Genomic DNA, 14111 nt, shown 5'->3' on the forward strand with positions numbered 1-14111 from the left:
CGTCGCCATAGGCGCGCTCGACGCCGGTTTTCACCATGCGGGTGGCAAACAGCATCAGCGCCACGGCGCCGGCCAGATGCAGGAGGACGACGGAACCGCTCATGTCGCCGCCCGCATGCGGACGGCGTGCGCGATGCGACCAGTGCCGCGATCAGTGGGGAAAACGAAGGTGCGAATCATGTTCATGGCAGTGACCGAAAATGGCTATGATACATTAGCCGGGTAATAAAATCTCGTCGATTTCAAAGGCCGTTGCGCCGCGACAGGCGGTGTCGGAAAATGGACGGACGCGCAAATGGTTGCATTGCGAGGCGGGTGTGGCGCGTCGGATCGCGCGCGTTTGGCTGCGGCCTTTGCGATGATGTTCAACTCTCCTGGGTAAATGCAGGAATTCATTACGCAATTGTAATGCAGGTGTTCAGTTTCGGTTCATCGGTGGTCGCTATCCCTTGGGCATCGCCAACCAAGGAGACTTCCTATGAAACGCATTGTCCTTTCCGCCCTCGCTTTCTCGATGCTGGCCGCCACCTCGCTGACCAGCCAGGCCGCGCCGATGAACGCACCGAACGCTCCGCGGTCGAACTACAGCCAGGTCGACTGGCAGAAGCCCGGCAAGCATGTCGACGTCAGGAAGCGCGTCGTGATGAAGAAAGTCGTGGTGAAGCGCAGCCATTGGCGTAATGGCCAGAAATATTCCGGCTGGAAGCGGCACCGGCCGATCCGCGACTATGGCCGTTACGGCCTGCATCGTCCCCGCCGCGGCCAGGAATGGATCCGCGTCGGCAACGACTATGTGCTGGTCGGCGTCCTGTCCGGCGTCATCTTCGGCGCGCTTGCCGCGCAGTAAATCCCGACTGGGCCAGAAGACCGCTGGAACTGAAAAGAAAAGGCGGCGCGCAAAGGCCGCCTTTTTCTGTCTGCGATCCGACTTTTCGCAAACGCTGATCTGGCTTGCCGAAAATATCACGATATGCGATATTTTCGAGGTGAAGTGGGTCATTCTTCTCCCTCTGGCCGCCAAGGCGCTGCGCAAGCATCGGGCGGATGCCGAGAGGATCCTGTCGAAGATAGAAGCATATGCCGATGACCCGAGAAGCCTTGCAAACATGGTCAAGGCCTTGCAGGGGTCGACCGCGCTGCGTTTGAGGGTCGGTGATTATCGCGTGGTGTTCGAGGAAACGGATCAGGAAATCATCGTCACCAAGATCGGGCCGCGCGGTCCGTTTATGATTGAACGGACGCCAAGATGAACAACGTTGCCTATGTCACGACGCCAGGTGGCGAGGAACTGGCCATCCTGCCCCGCAGCGAACTGGAAGCACTGCGGGAATCGCTCGACCATGCGCAGGCGCTGGGGAGCTTTCGCGCGGGCCAGATTCCCGGGCTTACTCCGGATGAGGCGCGGGCTCTTGTCACAGCGGTCTCTCCGCTGGCTTTCTGGCGCAGATATCGCAAACTGACCCAGGCTGTGTTGTCCGCATCCGTCGGAGTGACTCAGAACTATCTTTCGGAAATCGAGAATGGAAAGCGTGGGGGAGACGTTGCGCTTTGGCTGCGGCTGGCTCGCGCGCTCGAACTGCCGGTCGAGAGTCTGATCGACGAAGGCGATTGATCGGCAAGCCGCGTTTTGCCCTGTGGAAACCGGGCATCGTCCGCATTAGGGGTCGTCGGATTCCGCCGGCATGATTATATGAGCGGGAAACGAGTTCCCCGATGCGCTTTCCGCCCGCCTTCCTCGACGAGATACGCGACCGTGTGCCGATTTCATCGGTGATCGGCCAGCGTGTCGCGTGGGACAGGAAGAAGACCAACGCGCCGCGCGGCGATTATTGGGCCTGCTGTCCGTTCCATGGCGAGAAAAGCCCGTCCTTCCACTGCGAAGACAAGAAGGGCCGCTACCATTGTTTCGGCTGCTCGGTGTCGGGCGATCATTTCAAGTTCCTCACCGAACTCGACGGCATGAGCTTTCCCGAAGCGGTCGAGAAGATCGCCGACATGGCCGGCGTGCCGATGCCGGTTCGCGATGCCCAGGAGGAGCGGCGCGAAAGGGAACGCGCCAGCCTGACCGATGTCATGGAGATGGCGACCGCCTTCTTCCAGGAGCGCCTGCAGGGACCGGAAGGCGCGAAAGCCCGCGCCTATCTGCGCGACCGTGGGCTGACACCGGCGACGCAGCAGTCGTTCCGGCTCGGCTTCGCGCCCGACAGTCGCAACGCGCTGAAAGAGCATCTCGCCGCCAAAGGCGTCCCGAAAGCCGATATCGAGGCCTGCGGCCTGGTGCGCCATGGCGACGACGTCCCGGTGTCCTACGACTGGTTTCGCGACCGCATCATGTTTCCGATCCCGGATTCGCGCGGCAAGATCATCGCCTTTGGCGGCCGCGCGCTGGCGCCAGATGCGCTGGCCAAATACATGAACTCGCCCGACACCGAGCTCTTCCACAAGGGCAATGTGCTCTATAATTTCGCCCGCGCCCGCAAAGCGCTGGCCAAGGGCGGTACGGTCATAGCCGTCGAAGGCTATATGGACGTGATCGCGCTGGCGCAGGCCGGCTTCGAGAATGTCGTGGCGCCGCTCGGCACGGCACTTACGGAAAACCAGCTCGAGCTGTTGTGGCGCATGGCCCCCGAGCCGATGTTGTGTTTCGACGGTGACAAGGCCGGGCTGAAGGCTGCGTGGCGCGCCGCCGACATGGCGCTGCCATCCGTGCAGTCCGGGCGCTCGGTGCATTTCGCGCTGCTGCCGGAAGGCAAGGACCCTGACGACCTGGTCAAGGCGGACGGTCCGGACGCGTTTCGCGTCGTGCTTGCGGAGGCACGGCCGTTGGCTGATCTGCTTTGGATGCGCGAGACGGCTGGCGGTGTCTTCGACACGCCCGAGCGGCGAGATGGACTGGAAAAGACGCTACGCGAACTGACCAGCCGCATCCGCGACGAGAGCCAGCGCTACCACTACCAGCAGTGGATGCGCGAGCGCGTGCTGAGCTTCTTCGGCGCCCAGCGCAGCACGAGGCAAGGCCGCCAGGATGGGCGACCGGGCCAGGGTAAGGCGCCGCCCCCTGGCGGACAGTTCGCCAAGGCCGGCGGCGGCCGCATCGCGATCACCGAAAGCCTTGGCCAGTCGGCTCTGGTCAAACGCGGCAGCGAAGGGATGTCGGTGCGCGAGGCGACGATCATTGTCGCGCTGGTCAACCATCCGGCGCTGATCGACGAGAATTTCGCTCATATCGAGTTTCTCGATCTTGCCAACGCAGATCTCCGTCGACTGCACGCCGCCATCCTCGATGCCATGGCGCATGACATGGCCAACGACCGTCAGGCCGTGGTGGCGATGATCGAACGCGCCGGCTGCGCCGAGATCTGGGAGCGTGCGGTTGGGCTGATCCGGCGAATGCGGCATTGGCCGGCGCTGGAGACCGCCGCGCTCGAGGATGCCCGCGACGCTTTCAGCCAGGCACTGCACTTGCAGCGCAGCGCGCGCACCTTACATAAGGAACTGAAACAGGCGGAAGCGGCGCTCGCCACCGATCCCACAGATGAAAACTACCGACACCTGATCGAAATTCAGGCGCAATTTCAGGATGTACAGGCGACGGAAGCGCTGATCGAAGGATTTGGCGTGTCCTCGGGCAGGGCCGGGCGGGCTTAAAGCATGATCCCGAAAAGCGGAACCGGTTTTCGGATAAGACAATGCTTCCACCAAAAGAAGACAGAGTCCTTGCCGGCCCGTAGGGGCGGGATGGGCTCGGCAAGAGAGTGAAATAGGAAAGCCTGGCGCGCGTCCAAATGGCGCGTGGCGGGCTAAGTCGGGTAATTGATTCGCTTTTTTCATGCGAATCATGCGAGAGGCGCTTGACCTTCCGGCAGAATGGCGGAATCAGGACGATTCGAAACGTTAACCCGCACCCGCGTCGACGGGAAATAAGCGATGTGAGGTACTGGTCACTGGACAGGCAGTCTGCCTGCCACAGATATCAGGGTTAATCTGGACTTAACGATAGATGCAGTTACTGGCCCGGTGAAGCGCGTTTCATAAGCGAGCGCATCCGATTTGACTGGTCCGACAGCTTACGCGGCTTTGATGTTCGGCCGCTAGGAGAAGATAAAGACTATGGCGACAAAGGAAAAGGAAGAGGTCGAAACCGAACGCGAGGGCGCCACCGATGGCCCTCTGCTCGACCTTTCCGATGATGCTGTCAAGAAGATGATCAAGGCCGCCAAGAAGCGCGGCTATGTCACCATGGACGAGCTGAATTCGGTGCTGCCCTCCGAGGAAGTGACCTCCGAGCAGATCGAGGACACGATGGCGATGCTGTCCGACATGGGCATCAACGTGGTCGAGGACGACGAGCAGGGCGAGGAGCCGGAGGCCGGCGACACTGCGGCCGACGCCGAGGAAGACGCCAACGAACTGGCCGAGCAGACCGGCACCGCGGTTGCCGCCACCACCACCAAGAAAGAGCCGACCGATCGTACCGACGATCCGGTGCGCATGTATTTGCGCGAGATGGGCTCGGTCGAGCTTCTGTCGCGCGAGGGCGAAATCGCCATCGCCAAGCGCATCGAGGCCGGCCGCGAGACGATGATCGCGGGCCTGTGCGAAAGCCCGCTGACCTTCCAGGCCATCATCATCTGGCGCGACGAGCTCAACGAATCCAAAATCCTGCTGCGCGAGATCATCGATCTCGAAGCCACCTATGCCGGCCCCGAGGCCAAGCAGGCGCCGGTGGTGGAGCGCATCGAGGAAGCCAAGGTCGAGGACAAGCCGCGCCGTTCGCGCGATGAGGAAGACGACGTTACCAATGTCGGCGCCGACACGCGCGGGCTGGTCGATGACGACGAGGAAGACGAGGACGAGGCCAGCCTGTCGCTGGCGGCGATGGAAGCGGAACTGCGCCCACAGGTGATGGAGACGCTCGACGTTATCGCCGACACCTACAAGAAGCTGCGCAAGCTGCAGGACCAGCAAGTCGAGAACCGGCTGGCCGCCGCCGGCACGCTGTCGCCCAGCCAGGACCGCCGGCTGAAGGAGCTGAAGGACCAGCTGATCAAGGCGGTGAAGTCGCTGTCGCTCAACACGGCGCGCATCGAGGCGCTGGTCGAGCAGCTCTACGACATCAACAAGCGCCTGGTGCAGAACGAGGGCAAGCTGCTGCGGCTGGCCGAAAGCTACGGCGTGCGCCGCGAGGAGTTCCTGAAGGAATATCAGGGCTCGGAGCTCGACCCGAACTGGACGCGCGCGATCGGCAATTTGACCTCGCGCGGCTGGAAGGAATTCACCAAGAACGAGAAGGACGCCATCCGCGACCTGCGCGCCGAAATCCAGCATCTGGCCACCGAAACGGCGATCTCGATCCTGGAATTCCGCAAGATCGTCAACCAGGTGCAGAAGGGCGAGCGCGAAGCCGCGATCGCCAAGAAGGAAATGGTCGAGGCCAATCTGCGCCTCGTCATCTCCATCGCCAAGAAATACACCAATCGCGGCCTGCAGTTCCTCGACCTGATCCAGGAGGGCAATATCGGCCTGATGAAGGCGGTCGACAAATTTGAATACCGCCGCGGCTACAAGTTCTCGACCTATGCGACATGGTGGATCCGGCAGGCGATCACGCGTTCGATCGCCGACCAGGCGCGCACCATCCGCATTCCGGTGCACATGATCGAGACGATCAACAAGATCGTGCGCACCTCGCGCCAGATGCTGCACGAGATCGGCCGCGAGCCGACGCCGGAAGAACTGGCCGAAAAGCTCGCCATGCCGCTCGAAAAAGTGCGCAAGGTGCTGAAGATCGCCAAGGAGCCGATCTCGCTCGAAACGCCGGTCGGCGACGAGGAGGATTCGCATCTGGGCGATTTCATCGAGGACAAGATGGCGATCCTGCCGATCGACGCGGCGATCCAGGCCAATCTGCGCGAGACGACCACGCGCGTGCTGGCCTCGCTGACGCCGCGCGAGGAGCGCGTGCTCAGAATGCGCTTCGGCATCGGCATGAACACCGACCATACGCTGGAAGAGGTCGGCCAGCAGTTCTCGGTCACCCGCGAGCGCATCCGACAGATCGAAGCCAAGGCGCTGCGCAAGCTCAAGCACCCGAGCCGGAGCAGAAAGCTGCGAAGCTTCCTGGACAGCTAGAACCTGCCGACAGCAAAGAGTTTAAGGGCGCCAATGGCGCCCTTTTTCGTTCGCTCTTGCGGCTCATCCTTTGCGGGAGGATAGTTTCGCATCGGATGCATTTTCTGGGCGACAAACCCGGATGCCCGCCCCGGCGAAGCCGCCGTGCTCCGTGGCCCCGGAGGGAGGTGTGCATGACAACCTACATCGTGCTGATGAACTGGACGGAGCAGGGCGCCAAAAGTGTGCGCGAGTCACCGAAGCGGCTCGACGCCGCCAGGAAGCAGCTGGGAGACATGGGCGGGTCGTTCAAGGCGTTCTACCTGACCATGGGTGAATACGACATGGTGGCGGTGGTCGAGGCGCCCGACGACGCGGTCCTGGCGCGTTTCTCGCTGATGCTGGCGGCTGCCGGCAACGTCAGGACGCGGACAATGAAAGCCTTCCCCGAATTCGCCTACCGCGAGATCATCACCTCGCTGGGATAGAGCCCTGACGAAACAGCGCGGGCGGCTGACGATCAGGCGCTGTCTGGACAGCGCCTGATCCACGGGTTCAGTCAACCTTGCTTCAGGTCTTTCTATGCAGGTCGTTGTCCCAAAACCGCTGCGCACTTTTGGGCGACATGCATTAGGATGCGGCCATGTCCGAACCGAATTCCCATGCGCATCTGTGGCCGGGCGTGCCGCTTGCTCTCGGCTCCGCCGCTCTGTTCGGCGCGGCGCCGCCGCTTTGCAAGCTGCTGCTCGACAGCGTCAACCCCTTCATGCTGGCGGGCCTGCTCTATCTCGGCGCCGGTGCCGGGCTGGCCCTCTATCGCTTGGCTCGCGGCACCGGCGCCGGCGAGGCGCAACTGACCGCCAGGGACATGCCATGGCTGGCGCTGGCGATCGGCGCCGGCGGTATCGTCGCACCGGTGCTGCTGATGTTCGGCCTCGCCCTCAACACCGCGTCCAGTTCCGCACTGCTGCTCAATCTCGAAGGGCTGGCGACAATGGCGATTGCCTGGCTCGTCTACCGCGAGAATGTCGACCGGCGCCTGCTTCTGGGCGCCTTCGCCATCCTTGCCGGTGCCGTTCTGCTGTCGTGGCAAGGTGAGGGCGTCGCCTTCAACCTTGGCGCCGTGCTCGTCGCCGCGGCGTGCCTGGCGTGGGGGCTGGACAACAATTTCACGCGCAGGATCTCGGCCACCGACCCGGTGGTGATCGCCATGCTCAAGGGGCTGGTGGCGGGTGCCGTCAATGTCGGGCTGGCGCTTGCCGCCGGGGCTTCTTTTCCGCCAGCGTCAATCGTCGCGGTCACCGCGGCAGTCGGCTTCTTCGGCATCGGCGTCAGCCTGGTGATGTTCATCGTCGCGCTGCGTCATCTCGGCACGGCACGAACAGGGGCCTATTACTCGCTCGCCCCCTTTATCGGCGCGTTGCTGGCAATCGCCATTCTGGGCGACGCCGTCACGCTCAAGCTGGCGGTCGCCGGGCTTCTGATGGGTGTCGGCCTCTGGCTGCATCTGTCGGAACGCCATGAGCACGAGCACGACCACGAGGAACTGGAACACGAGCATAGCCATGTGCATGACGAGCATCACCAGCACCATCATGACGGACCGGTGCGCGAACCGCATTCGCACTGGCACCGGCACGCGCCGATGCGCCACCGGCATCCGCATTATCCCGACCTGCACCATAGGCATGGCCACGGCTGAGCATGATCGCAAAAAGGAGGTGCCGGTTTTTGGAAGAACTATGCCCGAGCAACGAACCAGGCCTTTGCTGACTGTTTGGTACAACACACGCTGCCCGGTTTGCGATGCCGGCATTGTCAGGCAGAAGCGCCGGCTGATCGAAGCGGTCAAGTCGGGACGGATCGAGTTTCGCGACATCAATCTCGAGCCGGCAGCACTTGCCGGATTTCGCGCGTCCCTGGAGGATATCCGCCGCCGGCTGCACGCCACCGACGCGGACGGCCGACTACTGGTCGGCGCCGATGTCGCGATTGCCGTGTGGCTGATAACGCCGGGCGAGGGCTGGCTGGCAACGGTGTTCGGCAATCCGGTTGTCTTGCCGCTGACGCGTTTTGCCTATGATCGTTTCGCCGACCTGCTCTACGCCTGGAACCGGCGCCACGGCCGCTGGTAGCGGCTCGTCATTGGTGACCGGGGCGAATGGAGGCCCGGAAACATCTGCCGACCCCCATCGTCGGGCCTATCGGCCGGCCGGCTCGCAGAGTGCGCCGACGATGCGGCGCACCATGGGCAGCACCAGCAGCAGCGTCGGAAACGCCACCAGCCAGGACAGGCCCCAGGCGGTCATCCAGACGGATGGCAGGCCGGGGTGGAAGCCAAGGCTTTTCAGCGTCGAGACGAATGAGACGATGAAGGTCATCAACAGCGACAGCACCAGTGGGCTGAGGATGGCGGCATAGCGCGCAGGCAGCTTCCTGCGCCGATTTCTTGCAGTCATTTTGGGAGTTTCCCTGAAGTGTCCGGTCGCTCGCATTTGGCATCCATTCGCCGGTGATCGGCAAAATTGCCCGGAAGGACCGGGGTTGGATGCGTTGCTTGACGTCAGACGCTTACGGAGCAGCCGAGGCGCTCGCGAGCCTTCTAGAGCGGTTTGCGTTTTGTCTGAATCAGGATTCCCAAGATTGAGCAAATCAGATTCGATGTTCTGACCGTTGGAGGTCGGGACAGATGGCCAAGCCTTATTCGATGGATTTGCGGGAACGGGCACTGGCTCGCCTTGAAGAAGGCGAGACGAGCCGAGAGGTGGCTGCGGCGCTGAAGGTGGCAGTTTCGAGCGTGATCAAGTGGGCGGCGCGCAAGCGTCGGCTGGGCAGTGCGGCACCCGGCAAGATGGGCGGTCATCGACCCTATCTGATTGACGGGGAGCATCGTGCTTTCGTCCTGAGCGAGGTCGAGCGGGATGCCAACATAACGCTTCATGAATTGACGGCCGCACTGGCTGACCGGGGTCTCATCATCCACCCCGCCAGCGTCGGTCGCTTCTTGCATCGCGAGGGCAAGAGCTTCAAAAAAAACCGTTCTGCCGGCTGAGCAGCTCAAGCCGAAGCTGATGCGTCGGCGGGCGCAATGGATGCGCTATCAGACCCGCATTGACCCAACGCGCCTGGTCTTCCTGGATGAAACGTGGGTCAAGACCAACATGGCGCCGTTGCGTGGCTGGGGTGTGCGCGGCAAGCGGCTGATGGCTCACGCGCCATATGGTCATTGGAAGACGATGACCTTCATCGCCGCGCTGCGGCATGATCGGGTAGAGGCGCCTTGGGTCATTGACGGACCCATCAATGCGCAGGCCTTCCGTGTCTATGTCGAAACCGAACTCATCAAGACACTGAAGCCGGGCGACATTGTCATTCTCGACAATCTCGGGTCTCACAAGGGCCAAGCCGTCCGCGACATCGTCAGGGCCGCCGCAGCGCGGCTCTTCTTCCTGCCGCCCTACAGTCCAGATCTCAATCCAATCGAGAAGCTCTTCGCCAAGCTCAAGCACTGCATGCGACGTGCCGCCAAACGAAGCATCCAGGCCGTACACAACGCTATCGCCCGCACCCTCGACGACGTCACCCCAAATGAATGCAACAACTACATCGAAAGCGCAGGCTATAAGTCAACCTAAATGCGAACCGCTCTAGCGGCAGGTTCCTGGGAAAGCAAGCCTCTGGCGCCGCATTCAGATACATCGTAAGATATATCTTGACTCCAGCGATGGGCGCGCCTACCTAAGATATATCGTAAGATAGAACTCAAGGAGCAATCAATGCACAAGCAATTCGGGCACAATCATTTCGGCGAACGCATGTTGATGCACATGGCCGGCAAGTTCGGCGGCCGTGGCGGCGGCGGTTTCGGTCCATTCGGCCATGGCGGTCGTGGCGGCGGACGCGGCGGCCCGGGCGACATGTTCCGCGCCGGGCGCATGCTGGCCGACGGCGACCTCAAGCTGATCACGCTGTCGCTGCTGGCCGAGGCACCGCGCCACGGCTACGACATCATCAAGGCGCTGGAAGAACGCACCAGCGGCATCTACAGCCCAAGCCCGGGCGTGGTCTACCCGACGCTGACCTTCCTGGAAGAGGCCGGCTATGCCGCCTCCGCCGCCGACGGCAACAAGAAGGTGTTTTCGATCACCGAAGCCGGGCAGGCGCATCTCGCCGACAACCGCGAGATGATCGACGGCGTGCTCGAGCATCTCGAACGCTTCGGCCGCAAGATGGCCAAGGCGCGCGACTGGTTCGGCTGGAACGACGAAAGCGAAGAGGGCGGGCGTCGCGGCAGTCATGGCCGCTCGGAAGCGCGTGACGAATTCCGCGCCGTGCGCCACCGGTTGCGTGCGGCTCTCGGCGACTTCGTCGATGCCCCTGCCGACAAGCAGGCCGAGGCGATCGCCATCCTCGAAGGCGCCGCCGAGGCGCTGGAAGCGCTGTCGCGCCAGTGAGCGCTGCAGGCTCAGCCGACACGGCTCTTGCCCGTTCGACCAGGGACCGATAGTGAAAATCATCCCGCGCCACGCTACATGGTGCGGGATGATGCTGTTGGAGGAAGCCCGATGTCTTTTCTAAAACGTCTTTTCGGCGGTGGCGGCGGCTCTGAAGCGGGCGAGCCGAAGAGTGCGGCACCAGCCAAGCAGGTTGAGCACAAGGGTTTTCTGATCAGCGCCACGCCATACAAGGCGGACGGCCAGTACCAGACCTGCGGCATCGTCTCCAAGGAGATCGATGGTGTGGTGAAGGAACACAAATTCATTCGCGCCGACCGCTTCGCCGGGCTCGACGACGCCGTCGACATCTCGATCAAGAAGGGCATTCAGCTGGTCGACGAGCAGGGCGAGCGGATATTCGGATAAGCTGGACTGGTCGAGGTGACGATCGTTGGCATCGCGCCACCTGTTTGAACTTTGCTTCCCTTACGCAGGGCTGCTTTTGGCCGCTCTTTTCAGTTCCTGTTCCAGGTCCACCAGTTCCCTGCCGCCCGCCATCAGGGTGAGAAGCTGATCGCGATCGATTTCGCTTTTCGCGTAGGTGCCGGTGCATCTGCCGCGTTTCAGCAGAGTAAAGCGGTCGCCCACCACGTAAGCATGATGAACGTTGTGGGAGATGAAGATGACGCCGATGCCGCGCGCCTTGGACTGGACGATGAGCTTCAGGACGACGGATGCCTGATGGACCCCGAGCGCCGATGTCGGCTCGTCCAGGATCAGCACCTTGGCACCGAAATAAACGGCGCGGGCGATGGCCAGGCATTGCCGTTCCCCGCCTGAAAGCGTGCCGACGGGCTGCTCCGGATCGCGCAGCTGGATGCCCATCGCCGCCAATTCGTCATAGGCGGTGCGGTTGGCGAACTCGGCGTCGAACTGGCTGATCGGGCCGAACTTGCGCATCGGCTCGCGCCCGAGAAAGAAGTTTCGCGCCACGCTCATCAGCGGCACCAGCGCCAGATCCTGGTAGACCGTCGCGATGCCGCTGTTGCGCGTATCGGCCGGCGACGCAAACCTCGCCGGCTTGCCCTGGACGCGGATTTCGCCCTCGTCCGGGGCGTAGACGCCGGACAGTGTCTTGATCAGGGTCGACTTGCCGGCGCCATTGTCTCCCAGCAGGCAATGCACCTCGCCGGGACAGACGTCGAAGGACACGTCTTTGAGGGCAACGACCGACCCGAAATACTTGCTGACCGATCTCAGTTCGACATAAGGCTCGGCCATCACCGGCTCCTCATGGCGCGGTTGCGTACATAGCTGTTGAACAGCACCGCGATGACCATCATGGCGCCCATGAACAGCTTGAACCAGTCCGTGTCTATGCCGGTGTAGAAGATGCCCATTTGCACCACGCCGAAGATCAATGCGCCGAACATGGCGCCGATGGCCGATCCGTAGCCGCCGGTGAGCAGCGTGCCGCCGATGACGACGGCAATGATGGCCTCGAACTCCTTCTGGGTGCCGCGCAGCGTGTCGGCCGAGCCGGTGACCAGGACCTGGATCGCGGCAAACAGCGCTGCCGCCATGGCCGTCATGACGAACAGCGTGATCTTGGTGCGCGCCACCGGCACGCCGAGATTGCGCGCGGCATTGGCCTCACCACCCGCGGCGAAGATCCAGTTGCCGAAGCGGCTGCGCGTCAGCAACCAGGTGCAGACCAAGGTCAAGACGATCCACCAGACGATCGATACCGGAATGCCGGAGATCGACGGCAAGCCGTCCGCCCGCTTGCCGACCAGGCCGATGTCCGAAAGCCACGCGATCAGGCCGGAAAACACCTGTCCCGAAAACAGGCTGTTGAGAGGATCGTTCAACGCCAGTTCATGCACGCCGGAAATCTGGGTTCGTCCTGAAATGCCGCGCGTGAGACCGAGTGTCAGACCGCGCAGCATGAACAGGCTTCCGAGCGTCACGATGAAAGAGGGCAGTCCGGTCCTGACAACGGCGAGCCCGTTGAGCGCGCCGATGCCGCCGCAGACCGCGAAGGAAAACAGCAGCGAAAGCCAGATCGGCCAGCCCCAGAACACGGCGGGGATGGCGATCAGGATGCCGGCAAAGCCGATCATCGAGCCGACCGACAGGTCGAACTCGCCGGCGATCATCAACAGCGCCACGGGTGCGGCGAGAATGCCAAGCTGGGCCGAAACCTCGAGGAAATTGATGATGCCCTTGGCACTGAAAAGTCCGGTGTTTCCCGCCGTGATGGCGAAGAACACGAAGACCAGAACGGTGCCGGCCGCGGCACCTAGTTCCGGCCTGCTCAGCAGGCGGCTCAGGCGGGAGACGGACCGGACCCGCTCGTCGCGAATTTCTGCAGCCATGAATGCGTCACCTTCATCAGGGGAAGCGGCCGGGCCGAAGCCCGGCCGTTTTTTCTCAACGCTTGCCCAGTTTCGACAGCTCGATGACCGAGGCGGCCGTGTCCTTGGTGACGAAGCCGGGGCCGGTCGGATAGTCGGCGATCGGCATGATCTTGTACTTCTTCCAAAGATCGAACATGGCGACGGGGATATAGCCCATGGCGTATTGCTGGGCGTCGATGCCCCATTCCATCTTGCCGGCGACAACGGCCTGCAGGATCGTCGGCGACAGGTCGAACGTGCCGGTTTTCACCTTGCCGGCGAGGCCCAGTTCATCAAGTGCTGCCAGCGTCGGTTCGGCACCGCTGGCGCCGACAGCGAGAATGAACTGCGTGTCGGCATGGGCGGTCATGTAGGCGATCACGCGGTTCTTCATTTCGGTGGGGTCGATGACGCCGTTCATCACCGGAACGTCGACGCCCAGGCCCTTGGCAAAGCCGGCGCAGCGGTCGTCGAGGCTGGAATTGCCGACCTCGTGATTGGCGCAGACAGCCTTGGTGAGGCCGAGCGCCTTGATGCGCTCACCCGCCATGACGCCTGCCTGGAATTCGTCCTGGCCCATGAACAGCAGGCCGCCAAGATCATGGGTCAGCTTGGAGCCACCGGAATCGATGACGATGACCGGGATGCCGGCGGCAATGGCATTCTTGACCGGAGCTGAAAGGGCCGCGGCATCCGGGATCGAAACCACCATGCCGTCCGGCTTCGAGGCGGCAATGGCGTCGATCATCTGCGCCATCTTGGCCATGTCGAAGGTTTCGGGCGCCAGATATTCGGCCTTGACGCCCAGGGTCTTGGCCGCATCGTCCATGCCGTTCTTGACGACCGACCAGTAGGGGTCGCCGCTCTGGCCATGGGTTACGAACACCACGCGGGTTTCGTCGGCAGCGGCCGCAAGGCTGGTGGCCGCCGTCATCAGTGTGACGCCGGTCAGCAGGCCGAGCGCAGGCTTTATCCATTTCGCAAGCAAAGACATAACAACCTCCTGTTGTTTTCCGCCGCCGCTGTTGCGGTCGGCAGTCCAGTTGCCCCTTCAAGCTGTATTGATATTCAGGTGATGCCGGCCTGAAAATGATGGCTCGGCCTGACCTGATCTCAACACACCTTTTGTCCAGTTTCATTCATCAGCACTGGTTCCCTGGAGGCC

At 62.5% G+C, this 14111-nt stretch carries 15 protein-coding genes; 11 read left to right on the forward strand and 4 right to left on the reverse strand.

The features are described 5' to 3' along the window. Window positions 1-478 precede the first annotated feature (478 nt). The 8 genes from ACFSQT_RS22490 to ACFSQT_RS22525 all read left to right on the forward strand — a co-directional run bounded on the left by ACFSQT_RS22490 (window position 479) and on the right by ACFSQT_RS22525 (window position 8246). Window positions 479-847: an RcnB family protein gene (locus tag ACFSQT_RS22490; protein ID WP_379022247.1), complete on the forward strand. Its 369-nt coding sequence runs from the start codon at window positions 479-481 to the stop codon at window positions 845-847. Then, entirely contained in the window at window positions 834-1250 is a 417-nt protein-coding gene (locus ACFSQT_RS22495; RefSeq protein ID WP_379022249.1) for a type II toxin-antitoxin system RelE family toxin, read from the forward strand. The genes ACFSQT_RS22490 and ACFSQT_RS22495 overlap by 14 nt, the downstream gene beginning before the upstream one ends. Then, on the forward strand, window positions 1247-1612 hold the full coding sequence (locus ACFSQT_RS22500; RefSeq protein ID WP_379022251.1) for a helix-turn-helix transcriptional regulator: 366 nt from the start codon (window positions 1247-1249) through the stop codon (window positions 1610-1612). The genes ACFSQT_RS22495 and ACFSQT_RS22500 overlap by 4 nt, the downstream gene beginning before the upstream one ends. A gap of 101 nt (window positions 1613-1713) precedes the next feature. Continuing rightward, entirely contained in the window at window positions 1714-3648 is a 1935-nt protein-coding gene (dnaG, locus tag ACFSQT_RS22505; protein WP_379022253.1) for a DNA primase, read from the forward strand. A 462-nt stretch (window positions 3649-4110) separates the two neighbouring features. Further along, window positions 4111-6132, forward strand: coding sequence for an RNA polymerase sigma factor RpoD (rpoD, locus tag ACFSQT_RS22510; RefSeq protein WP_379022255.1), 2022 nt, complete (start codon window positions 4111-4113; stop codon window positions 6130-6132). 173 nt (window positions 6133-6305) lie between these two features. Continuing rightward, on the forward strand, window positions 6306-6599 hold the full coding sequence (locus ACFSQT_RS22515; protein WP_379022257.1) for a GYD domain-containing protein: 294 nt from the start codon (window positions 6306-6308) through the stop codon (window positions 6597-6599). Between the two features lie 155 nt (window positions 6600-6754). Continuing rightward, entirely contained in the window at window positions 6755-7813 is a 1059-nt protein-coding gene (locus tag ACFSQT_RS22520; protein WP_379022259.1) for a DMT family transporter, read from the forward strand. A gap of 40 nt (window positions 7814-7853) precedes the next feature. Next, complete coding sequence (locus ACFSQT_RS22525; RefSeq protein ID WP_379022261.1) at window positions 7854-8246, forward strand: thiol-disulfide oxidoreductase DCC family protein; 393 nt, start codon at window positions 7854-7856, stop codon at window positions 8244-8246. Window positions 8247-8312: 66 nt separating this feature from the next. Here the strand turns inward: ACFSQT_RS22525 and ACFSQT_RS22530 are convergent, their stop codons facing one another. Then, a complete protein-coding gene (locus ACFSQT_RS22530) occupies window positions 8313-8570 on the reverse strand; it encodes a DUF2798 domain-containing protein (protein WP_379022263.1) in 258 nt (85 codons plus the stop codon). 230 nt (window positions 8571-8800) lie between these two features. On the opposite strand from ACFSQT_RS22530, the gene ACFSQT_RS22535 reads away from it, so the two are divergent. The 3 genes from ACFSQT_RS22535 (at window position 8801) to ACFSQT_RS22545 (ending at window position 10973) form a co-directional block, all read left to right on the forward strand. Then, a protein-coding gene (locus tag ACFSQT_RS22535) for an IS630 family transposase (RefSeq protein ID WP_379017129.1) occupies window positions 8801-9746 on the forward strand; the annotation gives its coding sequence in 2 pieces (ribosomal slippage) (window positions 8801-9139 and window positions 9141-9746; 945 coding nt in all). Between the two features lie 141 nt (window positions 9747-9887). Beyond that, complete coding sequence (locus ACFSQT_RS22540; RefSeq protein WP_379022265.1) at window positions 9888-10565, forward strand: PadR family transcriptional regulator; 678 nt, start codon at window positions 9888-9890, stop codon at window positions 10563-10565. Window positions 10566-10676: 111 nt separating this feature from the next. Then, entirely contained in the window at window positions 10677-10973 is a 297-nt protein-coding gene (locus ACFSQT_RS22545; RefSeq protein WP_379022267.1) for an HlyU family transcriptional regulator, read from the forward strand. 60 nt (window positions 10974-11033) lie between these two features. Here the strand turns inward: ACFSQT_RS22545 and ACFSQT_RS22550 are convergent, their stop codons facing one another. Genes ACFSQT_RS22550 through ACFSQT_RS22560 form a run of 3 tightly spaced genes read right to left on the reverse strand, consistent with a single transcriptional unit; the run spans window position 11034 to window position 13940 of the window. Further along, window positions 11034-11828, reverse strand: a complete 795-nt coding sequence (locus ACFSQT_RS22550) for an ATP-binding cassette domain-containing protein (protein ID WP_379022269.1) — start codon at window positions 11826-11828, stop codon at window positions 11034-11036. Continuing rightward, entirely contained in the window at window positions 11828-12925 is a 1098-nt protein-coding gene (locus tag ACFSQT_RS22555; protein ID WP_379022271.1) for an ABC transporter permease, read from the reverse strand. The genes ACFSQT_RS22550 and ACFSQT_RS22555 overlap by 1 nt, the downstream gene beginning before the upstream one ends. Window positions 12926-12980: 55 nt before the next feature. Next, window positions 12981-13940: a rhizopine catabolism ABC transporter substrate-binding protein gene (locus ACFSQT_RS22560; protein ID WP_379022273.1), complete on the reverse strand. Its 960-nt coding sequence runs from the start codon at window positions 13938-13940 to the stop codon at window positions 12981-12983. Between the last annotated feature and the right edge of the window lie 171 nt (window positions 13941-14111).

The sequence above is a fragment of the Mesorhizobium calcicola genome (assembly GCF_042682105.1).
In the GTDB taxonomy this organism is placed as follows: Bacteria; Pseudomonadota; Alphaproteobacteria; order Rhizobiales; family Rhizobiaceae; genus Mesorhizobium; species Mesorhizobium calcicola.

What these genes read in the sequence shown, in the direction of transcription:
- ACFSQT_RS22520 (WP_379022259.1), top strand. Translation starts at nt 6,755, where the DNA reads ATGTCCGAACCGAATTCCCATGCGCATCTGTGGCCGGGCGTGCCGCTT.
- ACFSQT_RS22560 (WP_379022273.1), bottom strand. Translation starts at nt 13,940, where the DNA reads ATGTCTTTGCTTGCGAAATGGATAAAGCCTGCGCTCGGCCTGCTGACC.
- ACFSQT_RS22515 (WP_379022257.1), top strand. Translation starts at nt 6,306, where the DNA reads ATGACAACCTACATCGTGCTGATGAACTGGACGGAGCAGGGCGCCAAA.
- ACFSQT_RS22540 (WP_379022265.1), top strand. Translation starts at nt 9,888, where the DNA reads ATGCACAAGCAATTCGGGCACAATCATTTCGGCGAACGCATGTTGATG.
- dnaG (WP_379022253.1), top strand. Translation starts at nt 1,714, where the DNA reads ATGCGCTTTCCGCCCGCCTTCCTCGACGAGATACGCGACCGTGTGCCG.
- ACFSQT_RS22500 (WP_379022251.1), top strand. Translation starts at nt 1,247, where the DNA reads ATGAACAACGTTGCCTATGTCACGACGCCAGGTGGCGAGGAACTGGCC.
- ACFSQT_RS22490 (WP_379022247.1), top strand. Translation starts at nt 479, where the DNA reads ATGAAACGCATTGTCCTTTCCGCCCTCGCTTTCTCGATGCTGGCCGCC.
- rpoD (WP_379022255.1), top strand. Translation starts at nt 4,111, where the DNA reads ATGGCGACAAAGGAAAAGGAAGAGGTCGAAACCGAACGCGAGGGCGCC.
- ACFSQT_RS22530 (WP_379022263.1), bottom strand. Translation starts at nt 8,570, where the DNA reads ATGACTGCAAGAAATCGGCGCAGGAAGCTGCCTGCGCGCTATGCCGCC.
- ACFSQT_RS22550 (WP_379022269.1), bottom strand. Translation starts at nt 11,828, where the DNA reads ATGGCCGAGCCTTATGTCGAACTGAGATCGGTCAGCAAGTATTTCGGG.
- ACFSQT_RS22545 (WP_379022267.1), top strand. Translation starts at nt 10,677, where the DNA reads ATGTCTTTTCTAAAACGTCTTTTCGGCGGTGGCGGCGGCTCTGAAGCG.
- ACFSQT_RS22525 (WP_379022261.1), top strand. Translation starts at nt 7,854, where the DNA reads ATGCCCGAGCAACGAACCAGGCCTTTGCTGACTGTTTGGTACAACACA.
- ACFSQT_RS22555 (WP_379022271.1), bottom strand. Translation starts at nt 12,925, where the DNA reads ATGGCTGCAGAAATTCGCGACGAGCGGGTCCGGTCCGTCTCCCGCCTG.